Below are 18,682 nucleotides of genomic sequence, written 5' to 3'. Positions count from 1 at the left end.
GTTGCATAGTTGTGATATACTATAGAATTGAGCATTGCCTCATACCACATGGTATGAGGCTTAATTTTGAAAATAGGAGGTTAAAGCCCTAGATGGACTTTAACGGGTAATTTATGAGCGGAGCGAATGGGATTAATTCCCCCGTGTTCCGACTGAAAGGAGGAAACTGTGGTGAAAGTAAAAAAACTTGTTAAAATAGCTATAACTGCCGCTGTTTACACTGTTGCAACATTAGCAATTGCTCCTTTAAGCTATGGGGCTATTCAATTTAGATTGTCTGAAGTTATGACTCTACTTGCATTTATAGATCCAGTTTATATCATAGGTCTTGTATTAGGATGTGCTATATCGAATCTTTATAGTCCATTAGGTATAGTTGATGTAATAGTAGGAACAAGTGCGACACTTATAAGCGTATATATGATCAGCAAAACTAAAAATTTACTTATATCTACACTTTGGCCAACCATTATGAATGGTTTAATTGTAGGAGCTGAACTATTTTTTGTCCTAAATCAACCTTTTTGGTTGTCCACAGTATATGTGGCTTTAGGTGAGTTTGTAGTTGTAACTTGTATAGGCTACCCTTTATTCAAACTTCTTTTGAAAAGGGAAGATGTTATAAAGATTCTCAAATATAACTGATTATAAAAAATATAGGTGAAGGACACTATTTTCCTTCACCTATATTTTTTATCCGATGTCTACGACTCTGGATAACGGCTTCCCCTAAAGGATAACGTCTTCTAAGTGCTAAAGACACTAAGAATCCTGTTTATAATATTTTATTACATTCTATCAATATTAAAAGAGCCTTTCTCTAATACTGATTCTATTTCTACTGGCGGAAAAGGCTTACTAAAATAATATCCTTGGATTCTATTGCATTCCTTCTCCATAAGGGATATTAATTGATCTTCAAATTCAACACCTTCAGCAGTAACATCTAACTCCATCCTGTGAGCAAGCTTTATTATCTCATATGTTATAAGTTCTTCATAAGAATTTTTACATAAACCATCTATGAAACTTTTATCAAGTTTTAATGTATTAATAGGTAAGCTCTTCAGATAGTTTAAGGAAGAATAACCTGTTCCAAAATCATCAAGAGCGATTCTTATTCCCATGCTTCTTAATTCATTAAGTATTCTTAAGTTAGATTCAATAGTTTCCATCATAACGCTTTCTGTTATTTCCAACTCTAAGTATTCTGGTCTAGTTCCTGTTTCACTTAAAATTTCTTTTACATTATCAAGGAAATTTCTATTTTGTATCTGTGTAACAGAGACATTTACTGAGATAAATTCATAATCGTACCCTTTGCTTTTCCAATCCTTATTTTGTAAGCATGCTGTTTTTAGCACCCATTGTCCTATAGGAATAATTAATCCTGTTTCTTCAGCTAGCTTAATAAACTCATAAGGAGAGACCCATCCAAACTTTTTGCTATTCCATCTTAACAGTGCCTCTAAACTTACTATCTTTCCTGTTTTGATATCTACCTGAGGCTGATAATGCAATGTAAGCTCATCATTTTTTATAGCAGTTCTTAGTTCTTTCTCCATCTCTGTTTTCCTTGATATTTCATCATACAGCGACTTTTCAAAAAACATATAAGAATTTTTACCAAGCTCCTTGGCCTTATTAACTGCTATTTCTGCACTTCTTAAAATTTTATCAAAATCTTGTCCATCCTCTGGAAAAACTGCTATTCCTATACTAGCTGATACAAAAAACTCTTTTTCATCTAATTGCCATGTACTATTAAGCAATTCGGACATTTTACCAACTGTTTTCAAAACTTCTTTTCTATCTTCAACACCATATTGAACAATCAAAAACTCATCTCCACTAGCCCTTGACACTATGCAGTTCTTTTTTAGAAGCGTCTGCAGCGATCTTCCTATTTCCTGCAATAATTTATCACCATAATGATGGCCAAAGCCATTATTTATATTTCTAAAGTTATCTAAATCTATATACATAATAGCTAGTTTTGACGAGTCATTTTCGTTGGAATATTGAGTTATTTCTTTCTGTATATAATTCCAATTTGGCAAATCAGTTAGTGGATCATAATATGCCATTTTCTCTAATTCATCATATTGGTTTCTAAGCTGTTGCTCCGCTGCTCTCAGTTGTTGATAAACTCCTGAAAGCTCCAAATAACTTTCGCTTAATTTCTTGTTTGCTTCTAATTCATTTAAGTGTCTGCATCCCATTTCTGCCAGTAGCTTACTGATTCTTAAAATAAAGTCTGTAATTGGTTTGATTTCTTTCTTTGAAACCACTGGAATCTCCTTAATTGTCTTTAGATACTCCTCTTCATTAAAACCTAATTCCAATGCTTCATTTTTAAAATATTCCATATTAGGCTCTTCAAAGAACATCTGACTTGCAGAAATAATAGCAACAGGAACTTTATTAATTATTATTGGAACTACTATTTGTACTAAACCATTCTTACATTTATGAATTACGTAGTCTTTTCCTTCATTAAGTTCCTTAATTATAGAATCTTGAGATTCTTCGCATCTCATTTTTGTTATTTCATTTACCTTATAAAAGTCACAGCATATTTTGCTGTTAGTAATACTTGTAAAATCATCATTCCTAATTTCTTTTATGGTATAGCCGATTCCAGTTATTGAGCGAAAACTTTCAATTAAGCTATTTAAATGATTTATATCCACAAGCTCAGAAAATTTGTATTCCACATAAACACCAGCCTTTATTTTTTCCATTTTGTGTAAAAACTCCCGAATTATTAATTATATTTTAAAATGTTAAATTTCGTAATAATTTTTTTTGAATTAAATGTATTTACTCAAAAAAAATTTAAAATAATTCGATACAAACATATATTTATGTATATTTTACCATACTATATTATGTTTGCATATTAAAATCAGGTTATTTTTTGTCAAAATTTAAAGGCAATAATTATATGTATTGTAGTACATATAACTATTGCCTTAAAGCATCTCAGTTAGGAATTTCCAGTACCTTTCTGGCATATAACTTTTTTGAAGTTTTCTGTTTTTTCTATTTTCTATTGTAATTGAGCTAAAATACTGTTTCCACAATTTTTCATAAACTTCATCATTGTTATTTAAAAATAATTTTTCACCATCAGCTTTTAACATATCGACAATTACCCATTTTTCTTTATTATATAAGGCAGCTATTTCTCTCTTCCTATCATGAATAATAAAATTCTGAGAAGAAAATCTTTTAGAAAAATGAGGCATAATTAACTGGAGTATATTATGATCAGGCTCCATGGCTGCGTAGTATAAATTACTAGCTAAGAACTTAAATCTTATAAAACCTAACATTCTATGAACTTCATTTGTAACCTTATTACTTATTTTATGTACAGATAAAACTATACCATTATGCATATGCAAATTTATATCTTTTCCTATTTTAAATGCTATTTTTAAATACCTATAAATTAGAGTACTAGACTCTTTTAATTCAGATAAAAAAACATAAAAAACATATTTTAATGCTTCATGAGAAACCTTATCTTTTATAGCGTTATATACCTTATATGCTTTTTCTTTACTTGTCTTAATGTATATTGGCTCTATAAAAAAGTCTGGTAAAAAATGCTCTTTCCTTAAAATCTGTTCCGGCTTTTCCTGCATATAATAAGATTCATAGACTGCCGTAAGTAAGCCATCAAAGCTTCCATCATATATATAACAAATCATTGAAGTCCTCCTTGTTCATTATTAGATAGTTCAAGCGGGTAAAAAATTCATGGTAAAACCAACACTCCTGTATTTTAAATTTCTCCTGTAAAACTAGTTAAAGCATCTTGTGGTTTATATAATGCTGGAGTTTCTGAAAAAAAAGATAACTGTTTGTAATTGAGCTTTTCCTTACTTATTATTTTATCTTCAATTTTTTCCCGTATTGTCTCCTCTTTAAAAGAAATCTCTCCATAGTACTTTCCTTTGCAGGTTATAAAATATTTCGCCCTTTTTAAAACTACACCTAGTTTTCTTAAATCTTCAAAACTTAAAAATTGTACTTTTCTTATCTTTATTATTCTCATAGCTGATCTTACCCCTATGCCAGGCACTCGAAGGAGTGTATTATAGTGTGCTAAATTTATTTCTACAGGAAAGTTCCCCAAGTGTCTAAGTGCCCAATCGGTTTTTGGATCTAGTTTTATATCAAAATTAGGATTAGTATCATCTAAAAGTTCTTTTGCTGAAAAACCATAAAATCTTAAAAGCCAATCTGCTTGATATAACCTGTGTTCTCTTATTAATGGAGGATTCTTTATATCAGGTAGTTTTGCACTTTTCACAACTGGAACATAAGCTGAATAATAAACTCTCTTAAGATTGTAATGATTATATAAATTTTCGGATAATCTCATAATTTGCAAATCACTCTCTGGTGTTGCTCCAACTATTAATTGACTACTTTGCCCTGCTGGAATAAACTTAGGTGCTTTTTTATAGATTTTTCTCTCTTCTTGTAAGATAGAAATTTCCTTTCCTATAAAAGACATAGGTTTAAGTATTTTTTCCTTATTTTTTTGCGGCGCTAAAAGCTTTAAACTGTTATTTGAAGGAAGCTCAATATTTACACTCATTCTATCTGCTAACATACCAGCTTTTTTTATTAGCGCTTCATCGGCACCTGGTATAGCCTTTAAATGAATGTATCCATTAAATTTATGTTCATTTCTAAGAATATCTGCTACTTCTGTAAGCAACTCCATTGTGTAGTTAGCGTTTTTAAAAACTGCAGAGCTAAGAAATAATCCTTCTATATAGTTTCTCCTATAAAAATTTAAGGTTAGGTCTGCTATTTCCTTTGGAGTAAAGAAGGCTCTTTCTATATCATTAGATACTCTGTTAACACAATAGATACAGTCAAAGCTACACTGATTTGTTAGTAATATTTTCAAAAGAGAAATACACCTTCCATCTGCCGTAAAACTATGGCAGATACCACTTTCATACCCATTCCCCAACCCACCTTTAGTATTCTTTCTGTTGCTTCCACTTGAAGAACAGGATACATCATATTTAGCAGCCGATGATAGTATTCTTAACTTTTCCAATATGTCCATATACACGCCTCCATACCATATAAACATAATTATACCAAACATATGTTCTCATGTAAATATTATTCCAAATAAAAAGGTTACTTATACAGAAAGGCATAAAAAACCCATCCTTATAAGTAACCCATTATAGTAATAACCTTGTATATGGATATCTATATATTAATCAAATTTCAAATCTTTGAATTTATCTCCAAATAATTCTCCCAAACTTACTCCAGATTCCTGTGTATCAACATATTTTTCAAAATCCTCCTTTGGCTTTTCAGCAGAATCCTTAATGCTTAAACTCATTCTCTTTGCCTTTGGATCAATGTCTAGTATTTTCACTCTAACCTTATTACCTATATTTAATACATCTGAAGGCTTTAATATACGTTCCTCCGATATTTCTGAAAGATGTACTAATCCTTCTAATCCTGGTTCTATCTCTACAAAAGCACCAAAGTTTAAAAATTTAGACACAGTTCCATCTACTACACTTCCAACTTTATATTTATCCTGAACATTATTCCAAGGATCTTCGCTTACATCTTTTAATGCTAAAGAAATTCTATTATTTTCTTTATCTACATCTAGAACATATACTTCAACTTTATCTCCAATTGAAACTACCTCAGAAGGATTTTTAACTCTTTTCCATGATAGCTCGGAAAGGTGAATTAACCCATCTACTCCTCCTAAATCGACAAATGCCCCAAATTTAGTTAGTCTGCTTACTACACCAGTTCTTTTTTCCCCAGGTTTAATTTCGCTCCATAAACCTCTCTTTTTAACTTCTAATTCGGCACTTTCTACTTCTCTTCTTGATAAAACTATTTTTTCTTTTGTTCTATCAAGTTCAATTACCTTTACAGTCAATACCCTTCCTATGAATTCATTTAAATCCTTTACATATGATACTGAAAGTTGTGAAGCAGGTATAAAGGCTCTAATTCCCTTTGCATATGTAATAACTCCACCTTTAACAACTTCTTTAACAGTCACTTCAAAAGTGCTATTATTTTTAAGAGAATCTTCAAGTTCATCCCATACCTTTATTTTATCTGCTGCTTTTTTTGATAGCAGAATATTCCCATCTCCATCATTCATATTTAATACATAAACATAGATTTCATCATTTTCCTTTAAAACATCTCTAGGATTTATCTCTGAATCTTCACTTACCTCACTTCTAGGTAATATTCCATCTGACATATAGCCCAAATTTATTATAGCTTCACTATCTGTTACTGAAATAACCTTTCCTTTTATAACCTCTCCACTTCTCACTTTTTTCATTGAAGACTCAATGTCGCTTATAATCTCATTCATTGAGTTTATTTCATTATCATTAACTGACATACAACTCATCTCCTTACACATTCATATATATAAGATTTGCTCTCCATTTATTTTTATTCTATCATAAATAATAACTTTTGGATAACATAAGAATGTAGCTTAGCCTTCATTCCTTTTTGTTATCATATTACCTTCACATTAAATATATTACAAACTATAAATATCCGAAAACTCAATATTAATTTTTTTAATTCGATCATTGTCTAAGTTATATTTTACAGTGTTAGGCTTAATCAATTCATCCGATAAAAAAACATCAGGTAACTCTACGATAAATTCACTACCTTTTCCATAATCACTTTGAACACTGATTTTTCCATTATGCTTCTCTACAAGAGCTTTAACAAGCGATAACCCAATGCCGCTGCCTTCATGATTTCTAGTCAAGGATTTATCTACCTGCCTAAATCTTTCAAAAATAACTTGTAACTTATCTTCTGGTATGCCACTTCCTGTATCTTTTACGGATATAACAATCCATTCATTCCTCTTTGAAATAGTAACAGCTATGCTGTCACCAGGCTCAGTAAATTTTACTGCATTTGAAAGAAGATTCAAAAGTATTGTTTCAATTTTATCAGGATCTAAAGATGCTATACTTTTTTCTATTTCTGAATAAAATGATAGTTTTACTTCCCTATTTGATATGTACTCTGTTACTGATGCCGTTATTTCTCTGGTTAATGCAACGATATCTATATTTTGAAAATGAATTTCAAAGTAATCTGTATTTATTTTTGTCATTTCAATAATATTATTAATAAGTCTTACTAATCTGAAACAATTTTGTTTCATTATTTTACTATACTTAACCATAAACCCATTAGAATGATTCAGTTCTGATTGTTTTAGTTCAATAAGTTGAAGGGCAGACAAAATAACATTTAATGGAGTTCTTAATTCATGAGAAATATTTGCAAAAAACTCATTTCTAACCTTATCATATTCAATTTTTTCACAAATTAATCGTTCATTTTCATTTATAATTTTCTGATATTCTATTTTTTCAGAAATATCATCATATATAACAACTACTTGTTCTGAATTCAACTTATATATGTAATAATTTTCTCTCCAACCATTTATTTTATTATCTTCATAAAACGTAGGGCCTAAATAATGAGCTGTACCAGTTTTCCATACTTCCTTCATTATTTTTAGCAACCCCATTTCCGAAGCTCCAGAAAAACATTCCTCTATATCCTTACCTACAATATCTACTTTATCGATTTTTTCAATTAATTCTGTAGACTTATTCAAATCTGCAAAAATAAACTTATTTCCTTCATCTTTTACATCATAAATTACCACTGCACTTCTCATATTATTGAATAACTCTCTATATCTAGTTTCACTTTCCCTAAGCTTTTGTTCCGCTATTTTCCTATTTTCCAGCTCTTTTTTCAATCTTTCTTCTTCAAATATTAATTGCAAATCCTTTTCGATACTATCTTTAAGAAGTTCCATCAGCTTAATGTATTGATTATTATAATGGTTTTCTTTATTATCTAAAATACATAGAGTACCAAATACTTCACCGTCCGCCCATAGTATTGGTAATCCTAGATAAGATATCATATTTAACTTAATATCAGGGTTTTCTCTCCACAAAGGATCTTTTAAAGCATTGGGTACAAGAAGGCAAGATTTATTCCCTACAACAGTTTCACAATAAAGCCCCGAAATCAACTCTGCCTTTTCCTTTATTTTATAAGGGTTGTCTTTTGTGTTACTTGCAAGAAAGACTTCTATATTTTTCTCCTCAAGACGCATAATTAAAGCGGAAGGTACCTTTATCGTTAATGAAAGCAAATCAATTATATCATGCCATTTTTTGACCATTATTTCTGAAATATTTGGCTTTTCATCTGAACTTATAGACACAGTAACTGGTTGTTCTTTTGTACAAACCTTAACAATTGAATACTTCATAATTACACCTTCTTCTTCGCTATAAGTATTTAGCACTAAAGCCTCTTAAAATTAATATAAATCCATTTTATGGGTTTTATACCTTAATTCAACATAATATATTATGATAGTAACATTTATTCCATTTTATTTCAATAATTTTATTCATATCGACATTGTTTTACCACGGATAAAAAGTCATGCCTCTTGATTCTTTATTAAAGTTAACCATTATTTTTTTAACTTTATAAATAAAACAGACTTATATTGATAGGTTTTCTAACCCATACAATGTAAGTCTGCTTTTCATTAATACTTAAATCATATCTTTATAAGCCTTATATCCAAAAATACCTTCAGCATTTTTAACTGCTCTTACTACAGCTTGCTCAACAACCTTTGCAGCTAGAAGTCCTACAACATTTATATCAGCCTCTACTTTTCCAGTTGCCATAGTGAAAATTGTGTCTCCATCAAATATAGAATGAGCTGGCCTCATAGATCTTCCATAACCATTGTGCGCCATCGAAGCTATTTTGTTCATTTCTGACTTTGAAAACTTTGCGTTTGTTACAACTACTCCTATAGTAGTGTTTCCACTAAATAAATTCTTCTTCTCACTATAATTATTTATCATTATTTTCTCTGTACCTGCAAAGTTCTTTTTATCTTTATCTAAAACTCCTGCAATAATTTCCCCTGTAGCTGGATCAATTACATCTCCGAGACAGTTAACTGCAATAACTGCACCTACTTTAAGATCTCCAACCTGAAGGGCATAACATCCAAGTCCACCTTTCATTGAGTACTCAGGACCAAGTATCTTGCCTACCGTCGCTCCTGTTCCAGCTCCTATGTTTCCTTCCTTGCACTGATTTAACTCTGAATTTACACAAGCTTCATATCCCATGCTTTTGTCTGGCCTTATTTTATGATCTCCTATAACTAAATCAAAGAGTACTGCTGAACAAACTATAGGAATCTTTGTAACAGTAACATCAAATCCTATATTTCTTTCTTCTAAATACTGCATTGCACCACTGGCAGCATCCAGACCAAAGGCACTACCCCCAGATAGAACTACAGCGTGAATTTTATCTACTAAATTTACTGGATCAAGTAAATCTGTTTCTCTAGTACCTGGTGATCCCCCCCTTACATCTACACCAGCAGAAGCTCCTTCTTCACATATTACTACAGTACATCCAGTAGGGCCATTTAAGTTTTGTGCATTACCAATCTTTATTCCGTCTATTTGATTAAATAATATTTCTTGCATTTTTACCTCCTATTGTAAATAACACCAACTCTATTAACTAATATTTTACGCTTAGTGCTATCCTAAAGTAAATACTTTAATTAATGCTATAACTACCCCTGTAATCCCTTCTCCTCCAAGAAGCCCCGATGATATAAGAAGCCCATTGTTATCTGCCTCTGGTTTTACTTTTTGTACGATAAACTTTAACAATCCGCCTATGAAGGCAGCTGTTGATATAAACATAGGTAAATATATTCCTATTCCAACAGTCATTACAGGAACTCCTAGCATAAATAGTATTGTCCCTATAATAAGACCTGCAATAAATGCATTAAAGTTTGGTAATCCAGAAACCATAGTAGAAACTGCATAAGCCTGAGGTGCTACTAATTCCGTTCCTGGTCCCATACTTCCATAGGCTCTATGCATAACAAATAGAACTGCAACTGACACCACAGCACCAACTAAACCTCCTACAGTCTGAGCAATTAACTGTGCCTTTGGATCAGTTTTTAAAATATATCCTGCTTTATAGTCCTGAAGAGCATCTCCTGCAAGACCACAGGCTACTGCTATAACGCCGGCTACTAAAAAGGCTTCAATAGGGCCAACATTTACGATAGCTTTTACTAACAGTAATATTAGTATTCCAAATATCTCCATAGGATTAATACCAGTCTGACCTGTTATAGTTGCGGCCATAGATGTAGTAATCCATACGCCAAATATAGTTATAATACTTGGAACAAGCTTCATTTCAGTAAATACCGTTAACATAAATGCTATTACAGCAAAAGCTATAGGAGCCCATTTTAAATTTATATTATTATCACCAGTCTTCCCTCTAAGCATTGGTCCAAATATTTCTTTAGCCTTAGGAAGAATTCCTTTTAATAGAACACCTATACCTGCTCCTACAATAAAACCTATTCCTAGGCTATCTTTAAATGCAGTAGCAGCGGCTACATCTTTGAATATTCCCTGGGCAACACCTACTGGAATTATAACAAAATAACTTAATATTGCTCCTAAAAACCATGTTCCCATGTATAATGGCCCAATTATATATCCTATACCTACTGCCATCGGCGACACCCATACTCCGAAAAATATATTCTTAGCTGCAAGAGAAGTTGATGTTATAGCCGCTGGAATTTTACCAAAATAATCTCTTATAGCTGTAAATATTGCAGTGATCCCTAAGGTTATAAACAAAGTTTTAGCTTTGTTTCCACCCTCATCTCCTGCAATTAAAGTCTGTGAAGCTGCTATTCCCATCGGAAAAGGCAGTTGTTCTTTTTCTATAAAATATTTTCTTATGAGAAGTGTAAATATCAATGCTAATATTGTTCCAGACAAGGTTACCATTAATAAAGATACAACACTTACTGCTGCATTCTTATTTATCATCCATATACCTGGAATTGTAAAAGCTAAACCACCTGCAACAAGGCCACCTGCTGACATAGCTGTAGCTGCTACATTTATTTCATTTAAATTTGTCTTCCCTAAACCTTTTAAAACTGCCATAGATAGAATTGCAACAAAAATAGTAGGCCAAGGAAGTGCTCCCATTCTCAATGCTACATACATTGAACTCAATGTAATTATAAATGCTCCTAGTGCTCCAATTATTAAACTTCTTACTGTAAGCTGCTCTTTATAACTCTGCGCATATCCTATATTTTGGCCTTTACTTTCTTTCACATTACTCCCTCCATAAAAATTAATAAGGTAAATTATATACCTATACACACCTCCCGAATCATTCTGTATGGTAGAACTTAATTTACTATAGCAGAATATATTTACGCCTATATATTTATATGATTTGAGCATTTTAAATATTACCTTTTAACTAATAATAAAATACAACAAGTTGTTTCTAAATTGGATAAATAAAAAAACCTCGCAAAAATTTACGAGGTTTTTATTAGTCAAATCTATTTTCTTTCATACTCAATTTTTCCGTCAATAATAGTCATATCAACTTTAATATCAAGTATCTTATCCTGATGGTATGATATAATATCCTCAGAGAGAACAACCATATCAGCTAATTTACCAACTTCAATGCTGCCTTTAATCTTTTCTTCATAGCTGGAGTAAGCTCCATTGTAAGTATACAGTCTAATTGCTTCCAATATAGTGATTTTCTGAGCCTGATCCACTGGCTCATTTGTTACCCTGTCAGTTCTATTTACACAGGCATCTAATATAGACATTGATTCTACAGGTCCTGATGGTGCATCGCTTCCGATTGAAACCATAACACCTGCATCAATCATGCTTCTCAATGCTATAAAATATTTCATTCTGTCACCGTAGAACTTGGTATAATTTCTTCCATTCCAAGCTATCATTCCAGGGTTTGTACTAGGACAAATGTTTAACTTAGACATTCTATTGATAAGGTCCTGATCTACAATAGCACAGTGTTCAATTCTATGTCTAGCTTCAGGTCTCGGATTTGTTTTGAAAGCTTTTTCATAACCTTCCACCATAAATTCGATAGCCAAATCACCAACGGCATGTGCTGATGCCTGGCACTCAGCCTCATTAATCTTTTTTATATATTCAGCTACTTCCTCTCTTTTCCACCCAAGTATGCCAGGCATATCAGGATCATGACAGTAAGGTTCTCTTGTTGCGCAGGAAGGTCCACTTGTTCCTCCGTCTATCATAAACTTACAAGTACCAATTTTAAAATGTTCGTCTCCTAGTCCACTTTGAAGCCCTAGTGAAAGGAAGTGTTCGTTGTCCTCAAGAGAAACAGGTTTCCCAAAGATACTATGAAGCATCATATACTCTCTAACCTTAAATTCTCCGGATCTGCAAAGGCTCTGCATAATATGATAAGAAGGCTTATCACATTCCCCTGCATCATGAACGGAAGTTATTCCATTTCTAAGGAGCAAATCATTTGACCTCATAGCAGCAGCCTTCTGCTGCTCCTCAGTATAAATAACCTTACTCCAAAGATAAAAATGTGAATGGTCTTTAACCATACCGGTTAATTTGCCATTTTCAACTACAACCTCGTCCTGTGCAAACTTTTTTGCATCTTCAGGTGTATATATACCGACTGAATTAAGTGCAGCTGTGTTATACATACAAATATGTCCGCACATCCTCATGCACTGTACAGGATTATTTGGAGCAGCTTCATCCATTTCTTCTATTGTAATGTGTCTCTTTTCTTCAACTCTATTTTGGTCATAACCCATCATAGAAATCCATTCGCCAGGCTTTCTCTTCGCAGCAGCTTTTTTAATTAACTTAATAATATCCTTAATGGATTTGCAATTAGGATATCCAGTATTTATAATTGCAGCATCTTCTGTGTTTCCAAAGAATCCGTTTAAAATAGGATGGTAATGTGTATCAATAAATCCAGGAGCCAAAGCGCGCCCTTTAAGGTCAATAACCTTGGTGTTATTATCAATAATTTTTTCTAATCCTGCGGTATCTCCTACATACACTATTCTATTGCCTTTTACGGCCACTGCTTCAACAATCTCATCTCTTTCGTTCACTGTTATTACTCTTCCATTCTTAAAAGCATAATCAGCATACGAATAATCAAAAATCATTATTAAACCTCCAAGTAAATATTTTTATTCTGATACATTCATCTCTATTTCTTTTTTGCCATCCTTAAATGCTTTTGCTGGGAATACATACATAATTATAATCATAATTACTATTGATAAAAGAATCCCGGTACTTTGGGCATTTAGGACTCCAAAAAGCTTTACCTTATATCCAAATGTTAATATTATTGTAAGTGCTACACCAGATATTGCTGAAACCGAAGCTGCTGCTGCTGTAGGACGATTTGAAAATATACCAAAAAGTAACGGTGCTGTAAGAGATACAGACATTAATGTATAAAAAATTGAAAGTGCTGTTATAATGTTAGGAAGTAGTAATGCCATCCCAACTCCAAGAATTCCGGAAACAAAAGTAACATATCTGCTCATTCTTAATAATTCAGTATCAGTAGTCTTAGGTTTTATAAAGGTCTTATATATGTCATTTGTAAAAGATGTAGTTAGCATATATAAAACTGTATCTGCCGTACTTATTTCAGCGGCAAAAACCGCTGCCAAAGCTATTGCTGATACCCAGAAAGGCAGTAATTCTTTCATTGCTGTAGGTAATGCCAAGTCCTGAACAGTTAAATGTGGAAACAGTGCAAAAGTACACATGCCAAGTATTGCAGGAATGAAAGCAAAAATGAATTGAACTATTGCATTATATGTTGTACCCTTTCTCACAGTTGCTGTATCTTTAGATCCAAATACTATTCCAATTAAGCCAGGTGATATGAAAAATGAAGGAGTTAACATAAAAAAGTATCCTATTATAACAGTTGCACCTAGTCCAAAAAAGCTGAAATAACTATTTGTTTTAGCCACACTTCCTAAATTTGCTGCTACCAATGTGTGTAATCCGCCTAATCCCCCAACATGACTTAGTGCAAAAGGCACAGCAATTATAAATCCTGTTAAAACTACTACTAATTTCAATATCCCTACATATGCAGCTGATACTATTCCTCCGAATGCAAAATATACAGTAACAACTATTGCACCAATAATTATTCCAGTGACCTTAGGTACACCAGCAATAACATTTAATATCCATGCAACGCCCATAAGTTGACCAGCAAATAAGGCTAGAGTCCCTATTGCCATCATAGTAGAAAAAGCACCTTTAAACTTTTTGGAATATCTTCTATCTAAAAAGTCACCAGCAGTAAGCAAATTATATTTCATAGATAATTCCCAAATTTTAGGACCCACTATAAATGCAAGAACTATACTTCCTAAACCTGACATTATCATCCACCAAACTGCTGATATACCTGATGTATATGCTAATCCAGTAATACCAACTGTAGATCCTGCTCCAATATTTCCACCTATTAATGTAGCAAATAGTAATCCAGAGTTAAACTTTCTTCCAGCTACTATAAAATCATTCCCACCCTTTACATATTTAGAAACAAATATACTTATTAATATCAGTGCTATACAATATAATGCAATTGCTATAATATATCCGTTCATACAAAAACTCCTTTCTATAATCTTTTAATTTTTTAGTATGCTCATTTATCCTTGAATTTTCATAATTTAAGTAACTTCTTTTGCTTTTATAAGATTAAGTAGTACAGTATTTACTGGAGTTTTTACAAAATGTTTTATTCCCTCCCTAACAATTGCGCCATTTATCGTTTCTATTTCAGTCTTTCTTTTATTTAAAATATCCTGAAGCATTGAGGATTTATTTTCTGCTGTATTGTAGGCAACCTGCATAACCTTCTCTATTGTTTCATCTCTATTAAACTTAACCCCTAAAGCTTCTGCTACATCTATTGCCTCTTCCACAGCTAATTTCATAAGATATTTCGTTTCATCAATATCTAACAATTTTCCATTTTCTACTTCTAGTATGGCAGTGAGGGCATTAATTCCTACATTAACTATAAGCTTTGACCATATAAGCTCCATTACATTATCTGAAATATTAGTATCAAAACCAGCTCTTTTTAAAGCTGCAGCAATTTGCTCTATGCTATTATTTTTATTATTCTTCAACCATCCTATATGTGTAACTCCATTTCCTGCATGCTTGATATTGCCAGGCCCAAGCATAGTAGCCCCGTGTGCAGTAGTTCCTGCTATTATATTTTCACTTTTAACATACTTTTCTATTTGTTCAATATTGCCATAACCATTTTGTAAACTCATCACTAAAGTGTTGCTTCCCAAAATTGCTTTATTATTTGCTAGCGCCTTTTCTGTTAATATAGATTTCACAAAAATGATTGCCAAATCAACAGATCCTATTTCTTCTGCCTTAGAAAAAGCTTTAGGATATACTACGATTTCCTCTTCTCCTTCTTTTATTATCAAACCATTACTATTTATTTCATCTATATGCGATTGCCAAATATCTACTAAGTATACATCTTCTCCGGCTCTTGAAAGATATCCCCCATATAAACTTCCCATAGCACCAGCACCTATTATGGCTATTTTCATAAATGATACCCCTCCGATTTTAAATTATTGTGCTGATATATCAGCACAATAATTTAGCTTTATATTGCTAAAGTGTTATTTAATATAACTTCTTTAGAATTTCTTCTTTCATTCCAAAACTATACTTTTCATCTGGAAAACTTCCACTCTGTACTTCTTCAGAATATTGATTAAATGCATTAATAATTATTTCACTTAAATTAGCATATTTTTTCACAAATTTAGGTGTAAACTTTCCGTACATACCCATCATGTCATGAGTTACAAGCACTTGACCATCACAATCTGGTCCTGCGCCTATACCAATTGTTGGTATACCTATACTTCCAGATATCAGCTTTCCTATAGCAGATGGGACACATTCTATTACCACCATAAATGCTCCAGCTTTCTCTAATGCCTTTGCCTCTTCTACTATTCTTTTAGCATCTTCAATATTTTTTCCTTGAACCTTAAATCCACCTAACTGAGAACTGGTTTGTGGCGTAAGTCCTATATGACCTATTACTGGAATACCAGCCTTAACAATAGCTTCTACCTTGTCTGCTACAGCTAACCCACCTTCTAATTTTATGCAATCACAACCACCTTCTTTCATAAGACGAGTGGCATTTATAACAGCTTGTTCACAACTAACGTTATATGAACCAAATGGCATATCACCAATTATTATGGTATTTGGTGCACCTTTAACTACAGGCTTAATATGATGAATCATATCTTCCATTGTAACTCCAACTGTAGAATCATATCCTAACATAACCATAGCCAATGAGTCGCCAACCAATATCATTTCAATATCAGCCTGATCTACTAGTGCCGCAGTATGGTAGTCATAGGCTGTAACCATTCTTATCTTTTTACCCTCTTTTTTCATATCCTTAAAGCTTGGTATAGCTACTTTTTGTTTTGTCATCTTCTTCCCTCCTAAATTCTATATTATGGAATAAAATTCTGTATAGCAGAATTAATCTCACATTGGTATATTAATATGCTTTTAATAATACAAAAATTACTAATTATTTTACATTTTCTTCAAACTTTAAATTAATTAAATAAATTTTATAAAGTCTATTTATATTTAAATATCTCTTTTCTATAGAGAAACTAACTAGAAAGTTAACTTATATAAAGGGATATGTTTCCAAAGGCTGAAGGTAGATTTAAAAACTTTGTGCCAATCTTAGCGAAGAGTTTTAAGACAACCTTAGAACTTAGATAGTGTCTGAGCGTAGCGAGTTTATCTAAGTCTTAGGTCGTCTAAAACTTAAGCTTTAGATTGGCTAAAAGTTTTTAACGGATTGAAGCTTTGGAAACATATCCCGGGGTATAAGTTAACTTTCGGCCTAGTACTTCTATATGGATATGTATTAATATAAAATAAAAAAACTGCTGATATGCAATTTATCAGCAGTTCTTGAGCTTTATATTTAAATGCAGTGTTTACCCCAAGCTCCTAGCGCATTTATTATTTTATCAGCGGTATTTCGCAATAACTGTGTATATATCTGTTTTTTTTCTTCAGTTATTCTAGCACTTGGCGATGCTATACTTAAAGCAACATAAGACATATTGTCATCAACCTTCATCGGCACAGATATACATGTAAGTCCTTTAATATACTCTTCGTTGTCTATTGCATAACCTTGATTTCTTATTTGTTTTAACTGATTTTCCAGTTCCTCATAGGTGTCTATAGTAGTATCTGTAATCTTTCTAAGTTGTAGTTCTGATATAGAAATATTCTCATTAAAAGCTAATATAGCTTTTCCCATAGCACTACAAAAGGCAGGTACCCTTCTACCTATATCTAACTCTATTCTTAGAGGCTCCTTTGTAATTATTTTATCTAGATATACAACATCGTACTTATCTAATATTCCTATGTTTACAGTCTCATGGCACAACTCGAATAACTCTTCCAAAAAAGGTCGTGCTACTTTTCTTAAAGGCATTCTATTTGCCACTTTATTTCCCAGCTCAAACAGCTTTATCGTTGCATAATATTTCCCATTTATATTATTTTGATTCACATATCCCATGTGTTTAAAGGTGCCTAATATTCTGTGAATCGAACTCTTTCCTAACCCCGAAGCCTTGCTTAATTCTAAAATACTCATCTCATCATATTCAGATAAAATTTCTAGCACCCCGAAAGATTTAATTAAAGAGTTTATATAATAGCTCTGTTTTGAATTATCATTTTCTATACTTTCCACTATAGCGTCCTCCAAAGTACAAATTTTAATTAATTATATCATGTTTTATACATATTTTTCCATATCAGAATTGATTATAAATTTGAAAACGAATCTTAAATGTATTTATATTTCTAATAAATTATAAAAACCCTATAAATTTAGACTAAAGCTAAATTTATAGGGTAATTTTCTTATTTGCGTCTTATTTTATTAACAGCAGTTACGACTGAAACTGTTATTATTGTAGATATTATCGCTTCTGGAATACCATTAGCTGCAGCAATTGTAATTATACCTTTTTGAGCAGCACTAGTACTTAAATGCAGTGCTTTTGCATATGGTTCTAAGTATAGTAAATAAATCATTCCTAGAACTCCGCAAGTATTAGTCAGTGAACCTATTGCTGCTGCAACAGACATGTTTAGTACCTTAAAGTTAGTTTTTATAGCCTTATACGTATAATAAGACGTTAATGCTATAAGTACTCTAGGAAGTACTGATACCAGAGGGTTCAAAAATATAAATGATACTGGTGTTGGAGTAGTTATAGCTTGTACAATACTGAAAATACCAAATATCAAGCCAACCATAGCCCCTACTACAGGCCCCTCTAAAATAGCTCCTATAATAACAGGAATATGCATTATAGTAGCCTTTACCGGTGGAATAGGTATAAACCCTAATCCAGTTACTCCTAGTACAATTGATATTGCTGATAGCATTCCAATTGTAGTGATTTGTCTTGTGTTAAATCTTGTTGTCGTTCTTAATCCTCTTTCCATAGTTTCCTCCGTTCTTATTCCTACTTTGGATATAA

At 32.2% G+C, this 18,682-nt stretch carries 14 protein-coding genes; 1 reads left to right on the top strand and 13 read right to left on the bottom strand.

Annotated elements, in window-relative coordinates; genetic code table 11:
* Positions 1-171 precede the first annotated feature (171 nt).
* Entirely contained in the window at positions 172-645 is a 474-nt protein-coding gene (locus I6U51_RS22805; protein ID WP_211144853.1) for a QueT transporter family protein, read from the top strand.
* A gap of 143 nt (positions 646-788) precedes the next feature.
* Here the strand turns inward: I6U51_RS22805 and I6U51_RS22800 are convergent, their stop codons facing one another.
* The 13 genes from I6U51_RS22800 to I6U51_RS22740 form a co-directional block, all read right to left on the bottom strand.
* A complete protein-coding gene (locus I6U51_RS22800; RefSeq protein ID WP_246517630.1) occupies positions 789-2,744 on the bottom strand; it encodes an EAL domain-containing protein in 1,956 nt (651 codons plus the stop codon).
* A 231-nt stretch (positions 2,745-2,975) separates the two neighbouring features.
* A complete protein-coding gene (locus tag I6U51_RS22795) occupies positions 2,976-3,719 on the bottom strand; it encodes a TIGR03915 family putative DNA repair protein (RefSeq protein WP_211144852.1) in 744 nt (247 codons plus the stop codon).
* Between the two features lie 74 nt (positions 3,720-3,793).
* Positions 3,794-5,098: a putative DNA modification/repair radical SAM protein gene (locus I6U51_RS22790; protein WP_211144851.1), complete on the bottom strand. Its 1,305-nt coding sequence runs from the start codon at positions 5,096-5,098 to the stop codon at positions 3,794-3,796.
* A gap of 159 nt (positions 5,099-5,257) precedes the next feature.
* Positions 5,258-6,439, bottom strand: coding sequence for a 30S ribosomal protein S1 (rpsA, locus tag I6U51_RS22785; RefSeq protein ID WP_246517629.1), 1,182 nt, complete (start codon positions 6,437-6,439; stop codon positions 5,258-5,260).
* Positions 6,440-6,586: 147 nt separating this feature from the next.
* A complete protein-coding gene (locus I6U51_RS22780) occupies positions 6,587-8,371 on the bottom strand; it encodes a GAF domain-containing sensor histidine kinase (RefSeq protein WP_211144850.1) in 1,785 nt (594 codons plus the stop codon).
* Between the two features lie 295 nt (positions 8,372-8,666).
* Positions 8,667-9,629, bottom strand: coding sequence for a P1 family peptidase (locus I6U51_RS22775; RefSeq protein ID WP_211144849.1), 963 nt, complete (start codon positions 9,627-9,629; stop codon positions 8,667-8,669).
* Positions 9,630-9,686: 57 nt separating this feature from the next.
* Positions 9,687-11,318: an OPT/YSL family transporter gene (locus I6U51_RS22770; protein WP_343069860.1), complete on the bottom strand. Its 1,632-nt coding sequence runs from the start codon at positions 11,316-11,318 to the stop codon at positions 9,687-9,689.
* Between the two features lie 236 nt (positions 11,319-11,554).
* Entirely contained in the window at positions 11,555-13,204 is a 1,650-nt protein-coding gene (locus tag I6U51_RS22765) for an amidohydrolase (RefSeq protein WP_211144847.1), read from the bottom strand.
* A 24-nt stretch (positions 13,205-13,228) separates the two neighbouring features.
* Complete coding sequence (locus I6U51_RS22760; RefSeq protein ID WP_211144846.1) at positions 13,229-14,686, bottom strand: sodium:solute symporter family protein; 1,458 nt, start codon at positions 14,684-14,686, stop codon at positions 13,229-13,231.
* A 66-nt stretch (positions 14,687-14,752) separates the two neighbouring features.
* Positions 14,753-15,664 (bottom strand): ketopantoate reductase family protein, encoded by a 912-nt coding sequence (locus tag I6U51_RS22755; protein WP_211144845.1) that lies wholly within the window; start codon positions 15,662-15,664, stop codon positions 14,753-14,755.
* A 79-nt stretch (positions 15,665-15,743) separates the two neighbouring features.
* Positions 15,744-16,580 carry a 3-methyl-2-oxobutanoate hydroxymethyltransferase gene (gene panB, locus I6U51_RS22750; RefSeq protein WP_211144844.1) on the bottom strand — a complete coding sequence of 279 codons (837 nt, stop codon included), beginning with the start codon at positions 16,578-16,580 and terminating at the stop codon, positions 15,744-15,746.
* 514 nt (positions 16,581-17,094) lie between these two features.
* Positions 17,095-17,883, bottom strand: a complete 789-nt coding sequence (locus tag I6U51_RS22745; RefSeq protein WP_211144843.1) for an IclR family transcriptional regulator domain-containing protein — start codon at positions 17,881-17,883, stop codon at positions 17,095-17,097.
* 173 nt (positions 17,884-18,056) lie between these two features.
* A complete protein-coding gene (locus I6U51_RS22740; RefSeq protein WP_211144842.1) occupies positions 18,057-18,647 on the bottom strand; it encodes an ECF transporter S component in 591 nt (196 codons plus the stop codon).
* Positions 18,648-18,682: the final 35 nt, after the last annotated feature.

The organism is Clostridium aciditolerans (assembly GCF_016316925.1).
Classification (GTDB): Bacteria; Bacillota; Clostridia; order Clostridiales; family Clostridiaceae; genus Clostridium_AM; species Clostridium_AM aciditolerans.
The sequence above is the reverse complement of the archived record's forward strand: the minus strand, read 5'-3'. Positions and strand labels throughout refer to the sequence as shown.

Coding starts and splice junctions, on each gene's coding strand:
- I6U51_RS22740 (WP_211144842.1), bottom strand. CDS start 18,647: ATGGAAAGAGGATTAAGAACGACAACAAGATTTAACACAAGACAAATC.
- I6U51_RS22765 (WP_211144847.1), bottom strand. CDS start 13,204: ATGATTTTTGATTATTCGTATGCTGATTATGCTTTTAAGAATGGAAGA.
- I6U51_RS22780 (WP_211144850.1), bottom strand. CDS start 8,371: ATGAAGTATTCAATTGTTAAGGTTTGTACAAAAGAACAACCAGTTACT.
- I6U51_RS22795 (WP_211144852.1), bottom strand. CDS start 3,719: ATGATTTGTTATATATATGATGGAAGCTTTGATGGCTTACTTACGGCA.
- I6U51_RS22760 (WP_211144846.1), bottom strand. CDS start 14,686: ATGAACGGATATATTATAGCAATTGCATTATATTGTATAGCACTGATA.
- rpsA (WP_246517629.1), bottom strand. CDS start 6,439: ATGTCAGTTAATGATAATGAAATAAACTCAATGAATGAGATTATAAGC.
- I6U51_RS22775 (WP_211144849.1), bottom strand. CDS start 9,629: ATGCAAGAAATATTATTTAATCAAATAGACGGAATAAAGATTGGTAAT.
- I6U51_RS22790 (WP_211144851.1), bottom strand. CDS start 5,098: ATGGACATATTGGAAAAGTTAAGAATACTATCATCGGCTGCTAAATAT.
- I6U51_RS22800 (WP_246517630.1), bottom strand. CDS start 2,744: ATGGAAAAAATAAAGGCTGGTGTTTATGTGGAATACAAATTTTCTGAG.
- panB (WP_211144844.1), bottom strand. CDS start 16,580: ATGACAAAACAAAAAGTAGCTATACCAAGCTTTAAGGATATGAAAAAA.
- I6U51_RS22755 (WP_211144845.1), bottom strand. CDS start 15,664: ATGAAAATAGCCATAATAGGTGCTGGTGCTATGGGAAGTTTATATGGG.